The sequence below is a fragment of the Klebsiella sp. LTGPAF-6F genome (assembly GCF_001753185.1).
GTDB lineage: Bacteria > Pseudomonadota > Gammaproteobacteria > Enterobacterales > Enterobacteriaceae > Klebsiella > Klebsiella michiganensis.
The window spans coordinates 188,598-208,661 of sequence record NZ_CP017450.1; the positions used below are offsets into that span (position 1 = coordinate 188,598).

Below are 20,064 nucleotides of genomic sequence, written 5' to 3' on the forward strand. Positions count from 1 at the left end.
GTCTGGTAAAAGATGAAAGCGTTCGCAGCTTCGCGCGCTTTCATCGTGACCAAAACTTAACAGATCTATTTTATGTTCGCCCGCGCCAGTATTGAGCCCCTTGAGTGGGAAAACCGCTTCTTCGGCGTCAATAGCGCCATTCTCCGCTTTGGCGACGATGCGCCGCCGCTGACGGTGCAAGCGCTGGCGGGATGGTCGCGGGTGCAGGCGAAAGTTGCGGCGGATGATACCGCGCGCCTGGATGCGCTGCAGGCATTAGGCTTCCGGCTGGTGGAGGGCGAGGTCGATCTTGCGCTTCCGCCCGCGGCTTCTGATGATATCGGCGCCGAGCCGGCGACCGAGGTGGATATCCCCCGGCTGCGCGAACTGGCGGCGCTGGCCTTTGCGCAGAGCCGTTTTCGCGCCCCCTGGTACGCCGACGATGCCAGCGGTCGTTTCTATGCCCAGTGGATTGAAAATGCGGTGCGCGGTACCTTCGATCACCAGTGTCTGGTGCTTCGCGCCCCTGACGGCGATATCCGCGCGTTTGTCTCCCTGCGCCAGCTCAGCGAGCGCGAGGCGAGGATTGGCCTGCTGGCCGGACGCGGCGCCGGAGCGGAATTAATGCAGGCGGCGCAGCGCTGGGCCGCGCTGCGCGAGCTGACGACACTGCGGGTGGCGACCCAGATGGGCAACACCGCCGCGCTTAAACGTTACATTCTTAGCGGTGCCAATGTCGAAAGCACCGCGTACTGGTTATACAGGTGACATGATGATTCCATTTAACGCGCCGCCGGTGGTGGGTACCGAGCTTGATTATATGCAGTCCGCGATGGGGAGCGGCAAGCTGTGCGGCGATGGCGGTTTTACCCGCCGCTGCCAGCAGTGGATGGAGCAGCGTTTCGGCACCGCGAAAGCGCTGCTGACGCCGTCCTGCACCGCTTCGCTGGAAATGGCGGCGCTGCTGCTGGATATTCAGCCGGGCGATGAAGTGATTATGCCGAGCTATACCTTCGTCTCCACCGCCAACGCCTTTGTGCTGCGCGGCGCGAAAATCGTCTTCGTTGATATTCGTCGCGATACCATGAATATCGATGAAACGCTGATTGAAGCGGCCATCACCGAGAAAACCCGCGCGATTGTACCGGTCCACTACGCCGGCGTGGCCTGCGAGATGGACACCATTATGGCTATCGCCAGCAAGCATAATCTGTTTGTGGTGGAGGATGCCGCTCAGGGCGTGATGTCGACCTATAAAGGCCGGGCGCTCGGCACTATCGGCCATATTGGCTGCTTCAGCTTCCATGAAACCAAAAACTACACCGCGGGCGGTGAAGGCGGCGCAACGCTGATTAACGATCGCACGCTGATAGAGCGCGCGGAGATCATTCGTGAAAAAGGCACCAACCGCAGCCAATTTTTCCGTGGCCTGGTGGATAAATATACGTGGCGCGATATCGGCTCCAGCTACCTGATGTCCGATTTACAGGCGGCCTATCTGTGGGCGCAGCTGGAAGCGGCGGAGCGGATTAACCAGCAGCGTCTGGCGCTGTGGCAGAACTACTACGACGCCCTGCTGCCGCTGGCGCGCGCCGGGCGTATCGATCTGCCCATCGTGCCTGCCGACTGCGGGCAAAATGCGCATATGTTCTATATCAAGCTGCGCGATATTGACGATCGCAGCAAGCTGATCGCCTGGCTGAAAGAGGCGGAAATTCTGGCGGTATTCCACTATATCCCGCTGCACAGCTGCCCGGCCGGGGAGAACTTCGGCGAGTTCCACGGGACGGATCGCTACACGACCCAAGAGAGCGAACGCCTGCTGCGCCTGCCGTTATTCTACAATTTGTCGAACGTTAACCAGCGCACGGTAATTAACTCGCTGCTGAGCTATTTCTCCTGATATGTCGCTGGCAAAAGCGTCTCTGTGGACCGCGGCGTCCACGCTGGTCAAAATCGGCGCCGGTCTGCTGGTGGTAAAACTGCTGGCCGTGTCGTTCGGCCCGGCTGGCGTGGGGCAGGCGGGTAACTTCCGCCAGCTGGTGACCGTGCTTGGCGTGCTGGCGGGGGCCGGGATATTCAACGGCGTCACGAAGCTGGTGGCGCAGCATCATGACGATCGCCGGCAGTTGAACAACGTCGTTGGCACCGCTTCAGCGATGGTACTCGGTTTCTCCACCCTGCTGGCGCTGATCTTCCTGCTGGCGGCCGCGCCAATAAGCCAGGGGCTATTCGGTCATCAACATTACCAGAATCTGGTACGGCTGGTGGCGCTGGTGCAGATGGGGATTGCCTGGGCGAATTTCCTGTTAGCGCTGATGAAAGGCTTTCGCGATGCGGCGGGTAATGCGCTGTCGCTTATCGCCGGGAGCCTGATTGGCGTGGCGGCGTACTATGCCTGCTACCGTTTTGGCGGCTATCAGGGCGCATTGCTGGGGCTGGCGCTGGTGCCGGCGCTGGTGGTGGTGCCGGCGGCTATCGTACTGTGGCGTCGCGGCAATATTCCGCTAAGCGCGCTGCGCCCGCGCTGGGACAACGGCCTGGCGGGGCAGCTGTCGAAATTTACCCTGATGGCGCTGATTACCTCGGTGACGCTGCCGGTCGCCTACGTGATGATGCGTAACCTGCTGGCGGCCCACTATGGCTGGGACGCGGTGGGGATCTGGCAAGGGGTGAGCAGCATCTCCGACGCCTATTTGCAGTTTATTACCGCGTCATTTAGCGTTTATCTTTTACCAACGCTGTCCCGTCTGACGGCGAAAGCGGATATCACCCGCGAGATTGGCAAATCGTTAAAATTTGTCCTCCCGGCGGTGGCGGCAGCGAGCTTAACGGTGTGGCTGCTGCGTGATTTCGCTATCTGGCTACTTTTTTCCGACCGCTTTACGGCGATGCGCGATCTGTTTGCCTGGCAGCTGGTGGGCGATGTGTTAAAGGTCGGGGCTTATGTTTATGGCTATCTGGTGATCGCCAAAGCCTCGCTGCGTTTTTATATTCTGACGGAAATCAGCCAGTTCACGCTGTTGACCGCATTCTCGCACTGGCTTATCCCGGCGCACGGCGCAATCGGCGCGGCGCAGGCGTATATGGCTACCTATATTGTTTATTTCGCCCTCTGCAGCGGCGTGTTTTTACTTTGGCGTAAACGGGCATGACAGCACTGATACATGTACTGGGATCGGATATCCCGCACCACAACCAGACCGTGCTGCGGTTCTTTAATGATGAGCTGGCCGTGGATGACGAACAGGCTCGCCTGTTTATGGTCGTCGGTGATGCGACAGAAATTTGCGCCGCTTATCCCGCACTCTCCATTCGCTGCTATCCGGGGAAAAAGTCGCTGGCAAAGGCGGTTATCGCGCTGGCAAAGGCGAACCGGCAGCAGCGCTTTTTCTTTCACGGCCAGTTTAATACCGGCCTGTGGCTGGCGCTGCTCAGCGGCGGGATCCGCCCGACGCAGTTTAACTGGCATATCTGGGGAGCGGATCTGTACGAGAACTCCGCCAGCCTGAAGTTTCGCCTGTTTTATCCCCTGCGGCGCCTGGCGCAGGGCCGGGTAGGTCGCGTGTTTGCGACCAGGGGCGATCTGAGCTGGTTCGCCGCCCGCCATTCTGGCGTAGCGGGAGAGCTGCTCTACTTTCCGACCCGCATGGATCCGGCGCTGAATTCGCTCGCCGATAGCGCGCCGCGCGGCGACACGCTGACTATCCTGGTGGGTAATTCCGGCGACCGTAGCAACGAGCATATCGCGGCGCTGCGTGCGATTCGCCAGCAGTTTGGCGATACGGTTAACGTTGTCGTGCCGATGGGTTATCCGGCAAATAATGGCGACTACATCAACGAAGTCCGCGCGGCCGGCGCGGAGCTGTTCAGCCCGCAGCATTTCCAGGTATTGAGCGACAAGCTGGCGTTTGATGACTACCTTGCCCTGCTGCGCCGCTGCGATCTTGGCTACTTCCTGTTTGCCCGCCAGCAGGGTATCGGCACGCTGTGCCTGCTGATTCAGGCGGGGATCCCCTGCGTGCTGAACCGGGAGAATCCCTTCTGGCAGGATATGTCGGAGCAGCATATTCCGGTACTCTTTACCAGCGATGCGCTGGATGTGAGCGTTGTGCGTGAAGCGCAGCGCCAGCTGGCCGGTGTGGATAAAAATCAAATCGCCTTTTTCCGGCCGAATTACCTGACGGGCTGGCGACGAGCGTTGCGAATTGCTGCGGGGGTGGACGCATGACATTAATGCAATTTAGCGGGCTGCTGCTGGTCTGGCTGCTGTCGACGCTATTTATCGCCACCGCCACGTACTTTGAATTTCGTCGCGTACGCTTCAACTTCAACGTCTTTTTCTCGCTGCTGTATCTGCTGACGTTTTTCTTTGGCTTCCCGCTGACCAGTATTCTGGTGTTCCGCTTTGACGTCGCGGTCGCCCCGCCGGAAATTCTGCTGCAAACCCTGCTGGTTTCCGTCTGCTTTTATGCGGTTTATTACGTGACTTATAAAACGCGGCTACGGTCGGCGACGCACGGTCATCCGCATCGTCCGCTGTTTACGATGAATCGCGTGGAGACCCACCTCACCTGGGGCATTTTGCTGGGGCTGGCGCTGCTTTGCGTCGGCATCTTCTTTGCGCATAACGGCTTCTTGTTATTCAAGCTCAACTCCTACAGCCAGATCTTCTCCAGCGAAGTCTCCGGCGTGGCGCTAAAGCGCTTCTTCTACTTTTTCATCCCGGCAATGCTGGTGGTCTATTTTCTGCGTCAGGATTATAAAGCGTGGATATTCTTCCTTGTCAGCACCGTCGCCTTTGGCCTGCTGACCTACGCCATCGTTGGCGGCACCCGGGCGAATATCATCATCGCGTTTGCCATCTTCCTGTTTATCGGCATCATTCGCGGCTGGATCAGCCTGTGGATGCTAGCGGCGGCGGGCGTGCTGGGCATCGTCGGTATGTTCTGGCTGGCCCTGAAGCGCTATGGCATGAACGTCAGCGGCGATGAGGCGTTTTATACTTTCCTCTATCTGACCCGCGACACCTTCTCGCCGTGGGAGAATCTGGCCCTGCTGCTGCAAAATTACGACAAGATTGAGTTCCAGGGGCTGGCGCCAATCATCCGGGATTTTTACGTCTTTATCCCCAGCTGGTTGTGGCACGGTCGTCCGACAATGGTGCTCAATACCGCGAACTATTTCACCTGGGAAGTATTGAATAATCATTCTGGTCTGGCGATTTCGCCGACCCTGATTGGCTCGCTGGTGGTGATGGGCGGCGTCTGGTTCGTCCCGCTGGGCGCGGTGGCGGTTGGGCTGATTATTAAATGGTTTGACTGGCTGTACGAGCTTGGCAACCGGGAAACGAACCGCTATAAAGCGGCGATTCTGCACAGTTTCTGTTTTGGCGCTATCTTCAACATGATCGTGCTGGCGCGTGAAGGGCTGGATTCATTTGGCTCTCGCGTGGTTTTTTTCCTCGTTATCTTTGGGATCTGCCTGCTGGCGGCAAAACTGCTGTACTGGTTCCTTGATAGCGTGGGGCTGATTCACCGGCGGGCCAAACCGCTGACGCAACCTCAAGTCTGATAAGGGTGTACATGACTGAGACCACATCCGCGCCGTTGTACCTGCTGAGAGGGCTACAACTCATTGGTTGGCGCGATATGCAACACGCTCTGGATTATCTGTACGCCGATGGTGAGATCCGCACGGGAACGCTGGTGGCGATTAATGCAGAGAAGATGCTGGCGGTAGAAGACAGCCCCGAAGTCCGGGCGCTGATTGAAGCGGCAGAATTCAAATACGCTGATGGCATCAGCGTAGTACGTTCATTACGTAAAAAATACCCTCAGGCTCAGGTGTCGCGCGTCGCCGGCGCCGATTTATGGGAAGCCCTGATGGCGCGCGCAGGCGCTCAGGGAACGCCGGTATTTTTGATCGGCGGCAAGCCTGAGGTGCTGGCGCAGACGGAGCAGCAGCTTCGCCAGCGCTGGAACGTGAATATCGTTGGAAGCCAGGATGGCTATTTTGCCGCTGACCAGCGTCAGGCGCTATTTGAGCGTATCCGCGATAGCGGGGCGAAAATCGTCACGGTGGCGATGGGCTCGCCGCGTCAGGAGATCCTGATGCGCGACTGTCGGGACGTTTATCCGCAGGCGCTGTATATGGGCGTGGGCGGCACCTACGATGTCTTTACCGGCCACGTCCAGCGGGCGCCGAAGTTCTGGCAGGACCTGGGTCTGGAGTGGTTCTATCGCCTGGTTTCGCAGCCGAGCCGCATAAAAAGGCAGGCGCGCCTGCTGCGCTATTTACGCTGGCATTACACCGATAAGCTGTGACATTCCACTGCAAGCGGGCGGGTTTACCTGGGTATTCTGTGTAATGTCTTCACTCGCCTGATACTTTATTTGCCATTTCCCTCAAATTCATTAACCATTCGCATGCTTAAAACGCGACGGTCAGTTTACCGTCGCGCAGGCAGGGCTATTTATTCAATAAAAATAACCGGCATAGACACATCCCGGTTGGGATGCGCTTAAACCCGGAGCAGGGCAAACACAAGAGGCTATATGACTGAGAAAAAAGCGGAACTTCAGCGGGGACTGGAGGCGCGGCACATTGAGCTAATCGCTCTTGGTGGGACAATTGGCGTCGGGTTATTTATGGGCGCGGCCAGTACGCTGAAGTGGGCCGGACCTTCGGTTCTGCTGGCGTATATTATCGCCGGGCTCTTTGTCTTCTTCATCATGCGTTCGATGGGCGAAATGCTGTTCCTCGAACCGGTAACCGGATCGTTCGCCGTTTACGCACACCGCTATATGAGCCCATTTTTCGGCTATCTCACCGCCTGGTCCTACTGGTTTATGTGGATGGCGGTCGGGATATCGGAGATTACGGCTATCGGGGTTTATGTGCAGTTCTGGTTCCCGGATATGGCGCAGTGGATACCGGCGCTGATTGCCGTCGGGCTGGTGGCGCTGGCAAACCTCGCGGCGGTACGGCTGTACGGCGAAATTGAATTCTGGTTTGCCATGATTAAGGTCACCACCATTATTGTGATGATCGTGGTGGGGCTGGGCGTTATTTTCTTTGGCTTTGGCAACGGCGGGCACGCCATTGGCTTTGGCAATCTGACCGAGCACGGTGGCTTCTTCGCCGGCGGCTGGAAGGGCTTCCTGACGGCGCTGTGCATCGTGGTCGCGTCTTATCAGGGCGTCGAGCTTATCGGGATTACCGCCGGTGAAGCGAAGAATCCGCAGGTTACGCTGCGTAGCGCGGTTGGCAAGGTACTGTGGCGAATCCTGATTTTCTATGTCGGGGCGATTTTTGTGATCGTCACTATTTTCCCGTGGGATCAAATTGGCTCCAACGGCAGTCCGTTCGTACTGACCTTTGCCAAAATCGGCATCACCGCGGCGGCGGGCATTATCAACTTTGTGGTGCTCACGGCGGCGCTTTCCGGCTGTAACAGCGGCATGTACAGCTGCGGCCGCATGCTCTACGCGCTGGCAAAAAACCGTCAGCTGCCCGCGGCCATCGCCAAAGTTTCGCGCAACGGCGTGCCGTCAGCGGGCGTGGCGCTGTCGATCCTGATTCTGCTGGTCGGCTCGTGCCTGAACTACATTATCCCTAATCCACAGCGAGTTTTCGTCTACGTCTACAGCGCCAGCGTGCTGCCGGGGATGGTGCCGTGGTTTGTGATTCTGATTAGCCAGCTGCGTTTTCGTCTCGTGCATAAAGAAGCAATGGCCAGCCATCCGTTTCGCTCGCTGCTGTTCCCGTGGGCGAACTATTTGACCATGGCGTTCCTGATTTGCGTGCTGATAGGGATGGGATTTAACGACGATACGCGTATGTCGCTCTTTGTCGGAATGATTTTCCTCGCCGCCGTAACGCTTATTTATAAGGTATTTGGCCTTGGCCGACGCGGAAATGTTGATAATGTGGCGCAATAAGCAACAAAACGCACAAAGCATGAGCAAACAATAATTTTCTTTAAAAAGGCACTAGACAGCGGGGGAGGAAGTCCGTATTATCCGACCCCGCAACGGCGCTAAGCGCCCGTAGCTCAGCTGGATAGAGCGCTGCCCTCCGGAGGCAGAGGTCTCAGGTTCGAATCCTGTCGGGCGCACCATTTACCCGGTGCTGGAGCTGCGGTGGTTTCAATACCGCGTAAAAGATTTGCAGTGGTGGCTATAGCTCAGTTGGTAGAGCCCTGGATTGTGATTCCAGTTGTCGTGGGTTCGAATCCCATTAGCCACCCCATTATTTAGAAAGTTGTGATATTGCGAAGGTGGCGGAATTGGTAGACGCGCTAGCTTCAGGTGTTAGTGTTCTTACGGACGTGGGGGTTCAAGTCCCCCCCCTCGCACCACGACTTTATAAAGAATTGAACTAAAAATTCAAAAAAGCAGTACATCGGCGAGTAGCGCAGCTTGGTAGCGCAACTGGTTTGGGACCAGTGGGTCGGAGGTTCGAATCCTCTCTCGCCGACCAATTTTGAACCCCGCTTCGGCGGGGTTTTTTGTTTTCCGCGTCTGCAAAAACGTTCCTATCTCCCTGATATCGCAAAAAATATCTCGCTAATCAGCATGCGATTTATTGTCCAGAATAGTCCCAATTCCTTGTGCGGATAGATGCATTTTCTACCGATCCTGTGCGATAATAAACGGGTAGATGCTCATTCCATCTCTTATGTTCGCCTTAGTGCCTCATAAACTCAGGAATGATGCAGAGCCGTTTTACGGTGCTTATCGTCCACTGACAGATGTCGCATTTTATATGCTAAATCATTCATGATGTGTCGAGACGGCCAGCACGGGAATCTCCAGGAGCTTACAAAGGTAAGTGACTGGGGTGAGCGTGTGCAGCCAACGAAGAGACAGCGTGAAGGATGAAGCCATATAGCCTCATCAAACACCATGGACACTACGTTGAGTGAAGCACCCAATTTGTTGTCAAACAGACCTGTTTTAACGCCTGCCCTGGTTTCAGAGCAGGCGTTTTTTTCTTTTCAGGGATAGAGAAACGCTCAGGCGGGAAGAGAAGAGATTCTCGCCCCCGATGGAGGCGAGAAGGGCATTACTGCTGCGGGTTGTTTTGCAGGGTTAACAGCAGGCCGTCGCGACGCATCGTCGCCGCTTCTTCCGGCTGATGCAGGCGGTCAAGAGTATCGGCCAGCCACGCGTAGTCAAACGCATCCGGGCGCTGCTTGAGCGCTGCGCGGAACGCGATGCTGGCTTCCTGCCACTCGCCGTGACGCATGAGCGATTGTCCCAGCGTACTCCACAGCAGCGGACGGTCGCCGACCGTTTTGATCTGCTGGCGCAGCACCTTTTCCAGCTGTTCCGGATTATTCGTTTTCAGCCGCGGGATCGGCATCACCAGACGATCGTCGTAGTGCTTTTTCAGACCTTCGATAATAATCTGCTGCGCGGTATCATGGTCGTCGCTTTCGATAAGGCGATTAGCCATTGCCACCTGTAGCGCCACCTGGCTGCGGGTTTTTCGGTTCTGGCTTTTCCACCAGTCGCGCAGACCTTCGCTGCCGCCGTCGGCCAGCGTTTTATCCATCAGGCCAATCCACGCCAGCTGTTCCAGTTCGGCACGGTGCTCTTCATCGCTGACGTTGGCTTTCGCCATTGATGGAATGATATCCAGCAGCGAATTCCAGGCGCCGGTACGAATGTAGGCCTGCTCGGCGAGGCGCAGGACCTCCGGATGACGCGGCGTGATCTCCAGCAGCTTGTCGATGCCGTGGCGGGCGGCGTGGTTTTCATTACGCGCCAGCTGCAGGCGTACGCGGGTGATTTCGACAGGTATCAGGTCGTCGCCGGCGAGCTCTGTCGCGCGCTCCAGATGCTGGTTGGCGCGGGCTTCATCGCCACGCTGCTGGGCGGCTTCTGCCGCCAGCAGGTAGTTCACAACGGGCTGCTCAGCGTGATCGGCATTTTTCGCCATCAGCTTCTCAACCTGCTGATAATCGCCCTCCGCCAGCTTCAGCAGCGCCTGCTCGGTTTGCTTACGCGCGCGGCGACGCTTGCGGCCCACGAACCAGCCGCGGGTATGTGCGCCGGTGCGGAAAATGCGCCGCAGCAGCCACTCAATGGCAAACAGCACTACCATGGTGAGGATCATGATGATCGCTAACCCGGTGACGCTGGTTTCAATGTTGTAATTATCGGTCTGGATCAGGACGTAGCCCTGATGACCCGCGATCATCGGACCGACCACGATCCCGGCAAGCAGCAGCGCGAAGAGTAAGAGAATTTTCAACATGCGTTACTCTCCTTGTGGCGCAGGCGTTGGCGCGTGGGCAGCAGGTGCCGGCGCGGGAGCCGGGGCGCTGGCCTGGGTTTCAGCCGGCTGCGCCATCAGATTACGTACCCGCGTTTGCATCAGTTTCTCAAGCAGCGCCTGGCTCTGCAGGCTCTCCGGTACGTTCATGGTGATGCTTTGCTGGCTGAGCTTATCCACGTCCTCAAGGAAGGCTTTGGTGGTGGCATCTTCAGTGTCGTAGTAAGCACGAACCCACGTCGAGACGTTATCCAGCGCCTGTTTGTAGGTTTCTTCCTGATGACGCGGAACCGCCTGCGCCGCGACCAGCAGCCGGGAGCGGATGTTTTCGCGCAGATAGACGTCCTGGTTTGGCGCCAGCAGCGGCACGGCGGTCTCATCGCGGCGGCGAACGGTAATAAAGCTGTCCATAAAGTTCTGCCAGCTTTTTTGCAGGTTTACCCGCCACTCGCTAATGGAGCTGGATAGCTCATCGCTATCGGAATCCATCGGGGTATCATCGTCGTTGTTGTCCGCCAGGCGTAAATTATCGATCTGGTTGGCGAGCTGGTTCACTTTCAGAATGATGCCGTCGTAGTCGACCTGACTCACGGCGGAAAGCGAAGCAATATCGTCGGTAATGGCGCGACGGGCGGAAATCAGGCTCGGATCGTTCATATCGGCGAGGCTGGCATCGGCGCTTTTCAGCAGCGCGGCGGCGGTCGTCACGTCCTGATCGCTCCACAGCTTACGTCCGGCCAGTTTTACGAGGAAATCAGCCTGCGCGAGCAGCCAGGTTTTTGCATCGCTGCCGGAAATGACCGCGACCTTCTCCTGCACTTCTTCCAGCTTCTTCGCCAGAGAATCCTGCTGACGCTGCGCTTCCGTCAGCTGGTCGGCCTGCTGCTTGATGATGCCTTCAAGCTCGCTTTTTTGGCTCTCCTGCGCTTTTTGCAGCGCGGCGATCTGGCTGGATAGCCCGGCGCTGGCTTCGCTCTGGCGGGTTGCCTGGGTCTTCGTCAGACCATAAAGGCCTACGCCAGCGGCGAGGGCGATAGCGATAGCTATAGCGCTCAGGGCGAGGCTGGTTTTACTGCCGCCGTTTTTCTTTTCGACATTCTTCTCTGGCTGTGGCGTCGTTTCCACGGCCTCCCTGGTCTCTTCAACCACGGCGGATTGATTCTGTTGTTCCGTCATTATGGCTTCCAATGTTGAGAGTTATTGTAATGCGCGTAGCAGCGCATCGTTGTCGGCGCTATCGGCAACCTGGATATCCTGCCAGCCCAATTCCCTGGCCTGCTCGGCCAGACGTTCACTGACAACGAAAATGCGACAGCTCAGGAGCCAACGTTCGCGATACCACTGTGGTATTAGCGTCCAGAGCTGCTGCAGCATCTCGCCGCTGGTGATGACCAGCGTCGAAACCCCGCGAGACTGCCAGCGCATTGCTTCTTCTGCGCCATCGTAGTGCCTTGCACTACGTTGATAACATTCACAAAAAGTGACATCAGCGCCGCGTTCGCGAAGCGTGTCACCGAGTAATTCCCGCCCGCCGTTGCCGCGCAGGATGAGCGCTTTTTTCCCCGCAATGTTTTGTAATTCAGGTAATTGTAGCAAGACTTCGCTGATTTCCCGATCTAACGGGTAGCGAACTTGTCGATTACTGACCTTATGCAGGGCCAGCGCGGTGGTGCGGCCAATGGCAAAATAGTCGGGCGCCGTGGGCCAGCGCAGCCCCTGCTGCTGGAGGCGAGCGTGGGCAAACTCGACGGCATGCTGAGATAGCGCGAAGAGTAAATCGCCTGCGGCGAGGCTTGCCAGCTGGCCGCCCAGCTCAGGGAGCTGACGGCCCGGGGTAAACTCAATGAGCGGAAAGCTCCAGGCCACGCGTCCCAGCGCGCGCAGGCGGCTGACTAACTCTTCGCCTTGCGGCAGCGGACGGGTAACCAGAATGCTCATTGAGGCGCTTCTCCTGCGTAGACGACGGCGAGAATGTCGCGAGCGCCGTTATCCAGAAGTTCTTCGGCAAGGGCGACGCCCAGCCTTTCGGCATCTTCCGGGCGACCGCGCCGCTCGCCGCGTACCGTGTGTGAGCCATCCGGCGCGCCAACCAGCGCGCGCAGCCATAGCTCACCGTCGATCAGTTCGGCATAGCTGCCGATAGGCACCTGACAGCCGCCTTCAAGCCGGGTGTTCATCGCCCGTTCAGCGCGGACGCGGATGGCCGTTTCCGTATGATTCAGCGGGGCCAGCAGCGTTTTGGTCCATTCGTCGTCAAGGCGACACTCAATGCCGACCGCGCCCTGGCCGACGGCGGGCAGAGATTGCTCCGGGGACAGCGGTTGACGAATACGCGCCTCAAGGTTCAGGCGCTTAAGTCCTGCGGCGGCCAGAATAATGGCGTCGTACTCGCCGCTATCAAGCTTGCCCAGACGCGTGCCAACGTTGCCGCGCAGGGAGCGGATCGTGAGATCCGGCCGCGCGGCGGCCAGCTGACACTGACGGCGTAAACTTGAGGTGCCAACGATGCTGCCGTGGGGGAGTTCATCAATGGAAGCGTAGTGATTCGAGACAAAGGCGTCGCGCGGATCTTCGCGTTCACAGATGGTCACCAGCCCCAGCCCTTCGGGAAACTCCACCGGCACGTCCTTCATAGAATGGACGGCAATGTCGGCGCGACCTTCCAGCATGGCCAGCTCTAACTCTTTCACAAAGAGGCCCTTACCGCCCACTTTTGCAAGGGGCGTATCAAGGATCACGTCGCCGCGGGTGACCATAGGCACCAGCTCAACGGAAAGCCCCGGATGACAGGACTCCAGGCGCTCTTTCACATAATGTGCCTGCCATAGCGCAAGCGGGCTTTGCCGTGTGGCAATTCTCAAAACTTTGTCTAACATGCTTGTTACCGTCATAGTCGACCACTAACCATCCTAACATTGTTGTCTTAGGGATGTTAGTTTTGTGGGGTTAAGGGTCGCGGCCATTTTTTTAGCCTTTCATGCGTTTGCGGGTTGCCGCAAACGTAGTGAAGAATTTACACGTAGTAAAGGGTGCTACACTTGTATGTAGCTCATCTTTCTTTACGGTCAATCAGCAAGGTGTTAGATTGATCACGTTTTAAACCATTTGTCAGTCAGCAGTTCATCACAACCACACCGACGACGAATGGTGACGGTTTTTGTTGAAATACTGAAACTCTCCGTACTATTGTACGTCGGGTTTTTGAACATCAGGCGATATGTCTTGTACCTCTATATTGAGACACTGAAACAGAGACTGGATGCCATCAACCAATTGCGCGTGGATCGCGCCCTTGCTGCCATGGGACCCGCTTTCCAGCAGGTTTACAGTCTACTGCCGACATTACTACATTATCATCATCCGCTGATGCCGGGTTACCTTGACGGTAACGTTCCCCGTGGCATTTGCCTCTACACGCCTGATGAAACCCAACGTCACTATCTTGATGAACTCGAGCTCAACCGTGGAATGCTGGCCAAAGAGCCGCCGAAAGGCGAGCTGCCGATCACCGGCCTTTACTCTATGGGCAGTACTTCTTCCGTCGGCCAAAGCTGCTCTTCCGACCTGGATATCTGGGTTTGCCACCAATCATGGCTGGATAGCGAAGAGCGCCAGCTGCTGCAGCGCAAATGTAGCCTGCTCGAGAGCTGGGCGGCGTCGCTGGGCGTTGAGGTCAGCTTCTTCCTGATCGACGAAAACCGCTTCCGCCATAACGAAAGCGGCAGCCTGGGCGGTGAAGACTGCGGCTCAACTCAACACATCCTGCTGCTGGATGAGTTTTACCGTACCGCGGTGCGCCTTGCCGGGAAACGTATTCTGTGGAATATGGTGCCGTGCGATGAAGAAGAGCATTACGACGATTACGTGATGAGCCTCTACGCGCAGGGCGTGCTGACGCCGAACGAATGGCTGGATCTCGGCGGCCTGAGCTCCCTCTCGGCAGAAGAGTACTTCGGCGCCAGCCTGTGGCAGCTGTATAAAAGTATCGACTCGCCCTATAAGGCCGTGCTGAAGACGCTGCTGCTGGAAGCGTACTCCTGGGAGTACCCCAACAACCGTCTGCTGGCGAAAGATATCAAGCAGCGCCTGCATGATGGTGAAATTGTCTCGTTTGGCCTTGACCCTTACTGCATGATGCTGGAGCGCGTCACGCTCTATCTGCAGGCCATCGAAGATGAAACGCGCCTCGATCTGGTGCGTCGATGTTTCTATTTAAAAGTGTGCGAGAAGCTGAGCCGCGAGCGCGCCTGCGTCGGCTGGCGCCGTGAAGTCGTCAGCCACCTGGTGAAAGAGTGGGGCTGGGATGAAAAGCGTCTGATGATGCTCGATAACCGGGCCAACTGGAAGATTGACGAAGTCCGTAAAGCGCACAACGAACTGCTTGATGCGATGATGCAGAGCTATCGCAACCTGATTCGCTTTGCGCGCCGTAATAACCTGAGCGTTTCCGCCAGCCCGCAGGATATTGGCGTGCTGACGCGTAAGCTGTACGCCGCCTTTGAAGCGCTGCCGGGGAAAGTGACCCTGGTAAACCCGCAAATTTCGCCGGATCTGTCTGAGCCGAATCTGACTTTCATCCACGTGCCGCCGGGCCGTGCCAACCGTACCGGCTGGTATGTCTATAACCGCGCGCCGGACATGGAATCGATCATCAGCCATCAGCCGCTGGAATATAACCGTTATCTTAATAAGCTGGTGGCCTGGGCCTGGTTTAACGGCCTGCTGACGTCACGCACACGCCTGTTTATTAAGGGCAACGGGATTGTCGACCTGGCGAAACTGCAGGAGATGGTGGCCGATGTGGCGCATCACTTCCCGCTGCGCCTGCCGTCTCCGACGCCGAAAGCGCTGTATAGCCCCTGCGAAATTCGCCACCTGGCGATTATCGTCAACCTCGAATATGACCCGACGGCGGCCTTCCGCAATCAGGTGGTGCATTTCGACTTCCGCAAGCTGGATGTTTTCAGCTTCGGCGAAGAGCAAAAGTGCCTGATTGGCAGCATCGATCTGCTGTACCGCAACTCGTGGAACGAGGTGCGTACGCTGCACTTTAACGGCGAGCAGGCGATGATCGAAGCGCTGAAAACCATTCTTGGCAAGATGCACCAGGACGCCGCGCCGCCGGATAGCGTGGAAGTTTTCTGCTATAGCCAGCATCTGCGCGGCCTGATCCGCACTCGCGTGCAGCAGCTGGTGTCTGAATGCGTTGAGCTGCGTCTTTCCAGCACCCGTCAGGATACCGGCCGTTTTAAAGCGCTACGTGTTTCCGGGCAGACCTGGGGACTCTTCTTCGAGCGTCTTAACGTCTCGGTACAGAAGCTGGAAAACGCCATCGAATTCTACGGCGCGATTTCGCATAACAAACTGCACGGCCTGTCGGTGCAGGTGGAAACCAACCACGTCAGGCTGCCGCAGGTGGTGGATGGTTTTGCCAGCGAAGGGATTATTCAGTTCTTCTTTGAAGATGCGGATAACGATAACGGATTTAACATCTATATCCTTGATGAGAGCAACCGCGCCGAGGTGTATCACCACTGCGAAGGCAGCAAAGAAGAGCTGGTACGCGACGTCAGCCGCTTCTACTCTTCGTCGCATGACCGCTTTACCTACGGCTCCAGCTTTATCAACTTTAACCTGCCGCAGTTTTATCAAATCGTCGACGTCGACGGCCGCGAACAGGTGATCCCGTTCCGCAGCCAGGTGATTGCCGCGGCCACCCTTGCTGCAGGTGAGGATTCCGCGACATCATCGATGTTGCAGCACTACTCATGACCCGCCGCGTAGACCTGTCATTCGGCGCAGGTAAATTTCCCGGGGGCGCTTCGCTTGCCCGGGCTTCGGGGTGATATGGGTTTTGTCGCCCGGATACGGCGTTAGCCGCAATCCGGGGAACTCGAGTCACGCGCGTTTAGCGAAAACTCACCGCTTCACCGGCCTGCGCGGTCGCCGCCTGTTCCAGCAGATCCCAGAAGGTTTCGCCGCTGCGGTCGCATACCCACTCGTCGCCTTTCAGGTCGAAATGGTAGCCGCCTTGTTTTGTCGCCAGCCATACCTGGTGCAGCGGCTCCTGGCGGTTGATAATAATTTTGCTGCCGTTTTCAAAGCTGATAGTCAGCACGCCGCCGTTGATTTCGCAGTCGATATCGCTGTCTCCATCCCAGTCGTCGAGACGCTCTTCGATGGTCATCCACAGGGTATCGGCCAGGCGATGGAATTCACTGTCGTTCATGGTTCTTTCCCGCTTTTTTGATCGTGGCGGCAGTATAGCGCAATCTACGATGACTTCGGCAGATGGCGAAGGCGGATCAGCAGTAGAGACGTCACGATCGCCATCGCCAGCAACCCGTAACGCGCGCTCAGCATCCGGCTCTGTTGATAATGCTGAAGAAGGCCAGAGAGATCGCCGGGTGCCAGGTTTTGTGTCTGGATAAGCTGATGGAAAGTCCGATCGCTCGTCCAGGGGATAAACGTGAGATGGCCGATGGCCTGTCGGGCGGCCAGGTCCATTGCCGGGTCGTGCTGTACCTGATATTTCATCAGGAAGGTCAACACCGTGAGCATGACGGTACTGATTAACGCCATTCCTAATGCCTGCCCGATATCGCGCGAGGCGGCCTGAACGCCGCCGGACTGTTCGGCGTGCCGATTCCCTGCGCCAGTGGTGACCAGTATCGGGGCATTGGCCGCGATGGTGCCCATCCCCGCGCCGATTAAACAAAGCCCTGACGCCATCAGTACAGGGGTAAACCCCGTTACGTGCAGCGCCGCGGCGGCGACCAGAGCGCCGGCGATTCCCGCCGTCAGCCCCATCTGGCACTGGCGGCGAGGGTTTCGCTGCTGAATAAACAGCGGCAGGCCCAGCGAACAGGCGGCGAGACATATCGCAAAAGGGAGTATCAGCAGCCCTGTTTCCATCGCCGATACGCTTTTAACAATCTGCGCAAAACTCACCACGGTAAAAATAGCCGAACTGTAGGCAAAAAATATCCAACCGGTGAGATAGAGCCCGTGGCGCACCAGGCGGGTTTTCAGGAAAACCGCGGGGAGCAGAGCGTGGCCGGTGGTGGCTTCAAAATGACGTTCCCAGCGCAGCATCATCATCAGCACCATCAGGCCGCAGAGAATAACGAAAGGGGCGGGGCTCAGGCCGAGAACGCTCACTGCCGGGTCGAAGGGCATAACCAGCCCCCAGACCGGGATGCGCAGAATACCGAAAATCGTCAGGAACAGCCCCAGGGTGCCTAACAGAAAGCCCAGGGTATCGAAGGCGATAGCGGCGCGTTTGTTTTCTGATGCCGGGATGATGACGGAGCAGAGCAGGATAAGCAGCGCCAGCAGGCCAAGCGAGGCAAACGCGATGCGCCAGCCGACGTGGTCCAGCAAATATCCGCATACAATTGGACCACAGGCGAATGAAATGCCGCTGGAGGCACCCAGCGCGCCAAAGGCGGCAACCCGTCGTCGCTGCTGATACAGGGCAGAGATCAGGCCAAAAACGGCGGGGATCATCAGGCTACCGCCTATCCCGGCGGTCAGACGCGCGCCCCAGGTAAAGAGCGCGATCGATGGCGAAAAAAAGGCGCAGGCTTCGGCGAGGATAAAAATCAGGCAGCCGATGCGAAACAGCATCCGCCAACCCCAGATACACCCCAGCATTCCGCCTGCCACCATAAACGTGCCCGCAACCAACGGATACATGGTATTCGCTGTACTGACCTGCCCAAGCGTGGCGTGCAGATCGTTCATTAGCGCCTGCGTGGCGATACTTAACGTCACGTTATCGGCGGAAGCCAGAAACTGTGCGCAGCATAAGACAACCAAAGGTAACCAGTTTGTCGGTGTAGGGTTGGTGGTCACAGCGTGTTCCTTTTTGATAGAAACGACAAAACGCGCCCTTCCTCGCGGGAGGGGCGCGTTATTGTTAGTTATCTTTCGATCTTAACTCAGATTTTCGACTTCTTCGCACGCGGCTCTTCTCCTGCTGCGTCATCAGAACCCCTGGCGCGGACGGGAAGATTGCGCGTCCCGAATAAAAACAGCAGCGTCATGACCGCGGTGGCGACCATACCCGCTCGCGTGGCTTTCAGGCGGGCGGTTTTATAGACCTGGTTGAGTTCCGTTACATCCTTCTGATTCACGCCCTGGTCCAGCATCAGCGTTGAGAAACCCGTATCGCTGAGATAAGGAATAACGGAGAGATTTGCCACCTTCTGCTGTGTATCCTGGCTTAGCGAAGCGTCGTGGCTGGCCATATCCTGTACCGTCATGGTGACCGCCGTCAGCATCACCATACCGCAAACCGCTACGCCGATTGCCTGGCCGACGTTACGCGAAGTCGCCTGCACGCCGCCGGACTGCTGCGCATCGCGCGCCGGCAGGGCGCTGGTAACAATATAGCTGGAATAGGCGGAAACGATGCCCATACTGATGCCAATCAGACACATCCCTACCGGCACGATCATGCTGAAATCGGACGGGCCGAAGCCGAAGATGCACAACACGGAGCCCAGCGTGCCGATGAGCAGCGCGCTCTGGCACATCCGTTTCGGATTCGCGTTTTTCCAGACGATCGGCAGCCCCAGCGAAAAGACCACGACGCCCAGCGCAAACGGCAGAATGAGCAAGCCGGTTTCAATACCGTTCAGCCCGGCAACCACCTGTACAAAGCTCACGGTCACAAAAATACCGGAACCGTAGGCGAGGAAGATAAACGCCGTCAGATAGAGACCGTTACGCACCTGCGGCGTTGCGAGGAACGACAGCGGGATCAGCGCGCTGCCGGTGGTGGCTTCGCGATGGCGCTCCCACTTCAGCATAATCGCCAGCACGATCAGGCCAAACAGGACGAGGAACGGCGCCGGGCTAAGACCCATGACGGTGAACGGCGCGTTAAACGGCGTAAACAGACCCCAGCTCGAGACTTTCAGGAAGCCGAGGATCACGCTGAACAGGCCGATAACGGTCAGGACGACGCCCGGCAGATCGAACACCACTTTGCGTTCAGGTTTTGCCGGCGTAGGGACGAGGAAAGAGCCGCTGAAGATCACGATGCACAGGCCGGCGATAGCGGCAAACGCCGCACGCCAGCCGAAATGGTCAACCAGCAGGCCGCAAATCAACGGACCGGCGGCGAAGGAGACGCCGCTTGCCGCGCCGATAGCGCCAAAGGCGATCGCCTGCTGGCGGCCTTTATAGTTACTGGCGATAAGCCCCAGCACCGAAGGGATCATAAAGCTTCCGCCAATACCGGAAAGCAGACGGGCGCCGTAGGTGAAGACCAGCATGTTCGGTGAGAAATAAGCGGTCAGCTCGGCAAGAAACAGCAGCGCGCAGCCGATGCGGAAGGTTTTCTTCCAGCCGACGATAAGCCCGGCCATCCCGGCGGCGACCATCAGAGAGCCCGCGGCCAGCGAATACATCGCGTTGGCGATGCTGATGAGATCCATTGACGCGTGCAGGTCTTTGACCAGCGCGCCGGTAGCGATGCTCAGCGTGGCATTATCGCCGGATGTCGAAAGCTGAGCGAGGCACAGTACCAGCAGCGGCAACCATTTCATCGCCGTATCGGCGGCCGCGTTGCGCGACATGCCGGGAGAGTTAATTACTGAATTTGTCGTCATGATCGTGTTCTGTGGTTAATTTCAGGCAATCTACACATCGTCCTTCTAGCTGCCTCTGTGCTGGCTGCCTGCGTTCACCCCGGTCGCTTACTGTAGTAAGTGACCGGGGATTCTCTCAGGTGCCGCCTTGATGCAACGTGAATGATTTTGTGCAATAGCTATCCGCCCGACGTCGCCGCCG

15 protein-coding genes and 4 tRNA genes are annotated in these 20,064 nt (G+C 57.5%); 12 read left to right on the plus strand and 7 right to left on the minus strand.

What is annotated here, in order from left to right; translation table 11 throughout:
• The first annotated feature begins 72 nt into the window (after positions 1-72).
• From rffC to BJF97_RS00925, 11 genes are all read left to right on the plus strand, one after another.
• Positions 73-747: a dTDP-4-amino-4,6-dideoxy-D-galactose acyltransferase gene (gene rffC, locus BJF97_RS00875; RefSeq protein ID WP_014837069.1), complete on the plus strand. Its 675-nt coding sequence runs from the start codon at positions 73-75 to the stop codon at positions 745-747.
• Between the two features lie 4 nt (positions 748-751).
• On the plus strand, positions 752-1,882 hold the full coding sequence (gene rffA, locus BJF97_RS00880) for a dTDP-4-amino-4,6-dideoxygalactose transaminase (protein ID WP_004097526.1): 1,131 nt from the start codon (positions 752-754) through the stop codon (positions 1,880-1,882).
• 1 nt (position 1,883) lies between these two features.
• Positions 1,884-3,134 (plus strand): lipid III flippase WzxE, encoded by a 1,251-nt coding sequence (gene wzxE / locus BJF97_RS00885; RefSeq protein WP_014227457.1) that lies wholly within the window; start codon positions 1,884-1,886, stop codon positions 3,132-3,134.
• Complete coding sequence (locus BJF97_RS00890; protein ID WP_032693765.1) at positions 3,131-4,210, plus strand: TDP-N-acetylfucosamine:lipid II N-acetylfucosaminyltransferase; 1,080 nt, start codon at positions 3,131-3,133, stop codon at positions 4,208-4,210. The genes wzxE and BJF97_RS00890 overlap by 4 nt, the downstream gene beginning before the upstream one ends.
• Complete coding sequence (wzyE, locus tag BJF97_RS00895; RefSeq protein ID WP_014227459.1) at positions 4,207-5,553, plus strand: ECA oligosaccharide polymerase; 1,347 nt, start codon at positions 4,207-4,209, stop codon at positions 5,551-5,553. Before BJF97_RS00890 ends, wzyE begins: the two co-directional genes overlap by 4 nt.
• A gap of 11 nt (positions 5,554-5,564) precedes the next feature.
• Positions 5,565-6,305, plus strand: a complete 741-nt coding sequence (gene wecG, locus BJF97_RS00900; protein ID WP_014227460.1) for a lipopolysaccharide N-acetylmannosaminouronosyltransferase — start codon at positions 5,565-5,567, stop codon at positions 6,303-6,305.
• 231 nt (positions 6,306-6,536) lie between these two features.
• The gene (gene thrP, locus BJF97_RS00905; protein WP_014227461.1) at positions 6,537-7,922 is read left to right on the plus strand and encodes a bifunctional threonine/serine APC transporter ThrP; all 1,386 of its coding nucleotides are present in this window, start codon (positions 6,537-6,539) and stop codon (positions 7,920-7,922) included.
• 102 nt (positions 7,923-8,024) lie between these two features.
• A tRNA-Arg gene (locus BJF97_RS00910) sits at positions 8,025-8,101 on the plus strand.
• A 55-nt stretch (positions 8,102-8,156) separates the two neighbouring features.
• Positions 8,157-8,232: transfer RNA gene (locus BJF97_RS00915), tRNA-His, on the plus strand.
• A gap of 22 nt (positions 8,233-8,254) precedes the next feature.
• A tRNA-Leu gene (locus tag BJF97_RS00920) sits at positions 8,255-8,341 on the plus strand.
• A 45-nt stretch (positions 8,342-8,386) separates the two neighbouring features.
• Positions 8,387-8,463, plus strand: a tRNA-Pro gene (locus tag BJF97_RS00925).
• A 585-nt stretch (positions 8,464-9,048) separates the two neighbouring features.
• Here BJF97_RS00925 and hemY read toward each other — a convergent pair.
• The 4 genes from hemY to hemC are packed head-to-tail and all read right to left on the minus strand — an operon-like array spanning position 9,049 to position 13,139.
• A complete protein-coding gene (gene hemY, locus BJF97_RS00930) occupies positions 9,049-10,245 on the minus strand; it encodes a protoheme IX biogenesis protein HemY (protein WP_004097533.1) in 1,197 nt (398 codons plus the stop codon).
• Positions 10,246-10,248: 3 nt separating this feature from the next.
• The gene (gene hemX / locus BJF97_RS00935) at positions 10,249-11,439 is read right to left on the minus strand and encodes a uroporphyrinogen-III C-methyltransferase (RefSeq protein ID WP_004097536.1); all 1,191 of its coding nucleotides are present in this window, start codon (positions 11,437-11,439) and stop codon (positions 10,249-10,251) included.
• Positions 11,440-11,460: 21 nt separating this feature from the next.
• Complete coding sequence (hemD, locus tag BJF97_RS00940; RefSeq protein ID WP_004097542.1) at positions 11,461-12,201, minus strand: uroporphyrinogen-III synthase; 741 nt, start codon at positions 12,199-12,201, stop codon at positions 11,461-11,463.
• Positions 12,198-13,139, minus strand: coding sequence for a hydroxymethylbilane synthase (gene hemC, locus BJF97_RS00945; RefSeq protein ID WP_032693764.1), 942 nt, complete (start codon positions 13,137-13,139; stop codon positions 12,198-12,200). The genes hemD and hemC overlap by 4 nt, the downstream gene beginning before the upstream one ends.
• 346 nt (positions 13,140-13,485) lie before the next feature.
• Between hemC and cyaA the strand changes: the two genes are divergently transcribed.
• Positions 13,486-16,035 carry a class I adenylate cyclase gene (gene cyaA, locus BJF97_RS00950; RefSeq protein ID WP_009651720.1) on the plus strand — a complete coding sequence of 850 codons (2,550 nt, stop codon included), beginning with the start codon at positions 13,486-13,488 and terminating at the stop codon, positions 16,033-16,035.
• 136 nt (positions 16,036-16,171) lie between these two features.
• On the opposite strand, the gene cyaY is transcribed toward cyaA, so the two are convergent.
• The 3 genes from cyaY to BJF97_RS00965 all read right to left on the minus strand — a co-directional run bounded on the left by cyaY (position 16,172) and on the right by BJF97_RS00965 (position 19,883).
• Positions 16,172-16,492 carry an iron donor protein CyaY gene (gene cyaY, locus BJF97_RS00955; protein WP_004097546.1) on the minus strand — a complete coding sequence of 107 codons (321 nt, stop codon included), beginning with the start codon at positions 16,490-16,492 and terminating at the stop codon, positions 16,172-16,174.
• Positions 16,493-16,536: 44 nt separating this feature from the next.
• Positions 16,537-18,120: an MFS transporter gene (locus BJF97_RS00960; RefSeq protein WP_032693763.1), complete on the minus strand. Its 1,584-nt coding sequence runs from the start codon at positions 18,118-18,120 to the stop codon at positions 16,537-16,539.
• A gap of 86 nt (positions 18,121-18,206) precedes the next feature.
• Entirely contained in the window at positions 18,207-19,883 is a 1,677-nt protein-coding gene (locus BJF97_RS00965) for an MFS transporter (RefSeq protein ID WP_050595133.1), read from the minus strand.
• Positions 19,884-20,064 lie beyond the last annotated feature (181 nt).

Coding starts and splice junctions, on each gene's coding strand:
- BJF97_RS00890 (WP_032693765.1), top strand. CDS start 3,131: ATGACAGCACTGATACATGTACTGGGATCGGATATCCCGCACCACAAC.
- thrP (WP_014227461.1), top strand. CDS start 6,537: ATGACTGAGAAAAAAGCGGAACTTCAGCGGGGACTGGAGGCGCGGCAC.
- rffC (WP_014837069.1), top strand. CDS start 73: ATGTTCGCCCGCGCCAGTATTGAGCCCCTTGAGTGGGAAAACCGCTTC.
- hemD (WP_004097542.1), bottom strand. CDS start 12,201: ATGAGCATTCTGGTTACCCGTCCGCTGCCGCAAGGCGAAGAGTTAGTC.
- hemC (WP_032693764.1), bottom strand. CDS start 13,139: ATGTTAGACAAAGTTTTGAGAATTGCCACACGGCAAAGCCCGCTTGCG.
- wzxE (WP_014227457.1), top strand. CDS start 1,884: ATGTCGCTGGCAAAAGCGTCTCTGTGGACCGCGGCGTCCACGCTGGTC.
- hemY (WP_004097533.1), bottom strand. CDS start 10,245: ATGTTGAAAATTCTCTTACTCTTCGCGCTGCTGCTTGCCGGGATCGTG.
- BJF97_RS00965 (WP_050595133.1), bottom strand. CDS start 19,883: ATGACGACAAATTCAGTAATTAACTCTCCCGGCATGTCGCGCAACGCG.
- wecG (WP_014227460.1), top strand. CDS start 5,565: ATGACTGAGACCACATCCGCGCCGTTGTACCTGCTGAGAGGGCTACAA.
- wzyE (WP_014227459.1), top strand. CDS start 4,207: ATGACATTAATGCAATTTAGCGGGCTGCTGCTGGTCTGGCTGCTGTCG.
- rffA (WP_004097526.1), top strand. CDS start 752: ATGATTCCATTTAACGCGCCGCCGGTGGTGGGTACCGAGCTTGATTAT.
- cyaY (WP_004097546.1), bottom strand. CDS start 16,492: ATGAACGACAGTGAATTCCATCGCCTGGCCGATACCCTGTGGATGACC.
- hemX (WP_004097536.1), bottom strand. CDS start 11,439: ATGACGGAACAACAGAATCAATCCGCCGTGGTTGAAGAGACCAGGGAG.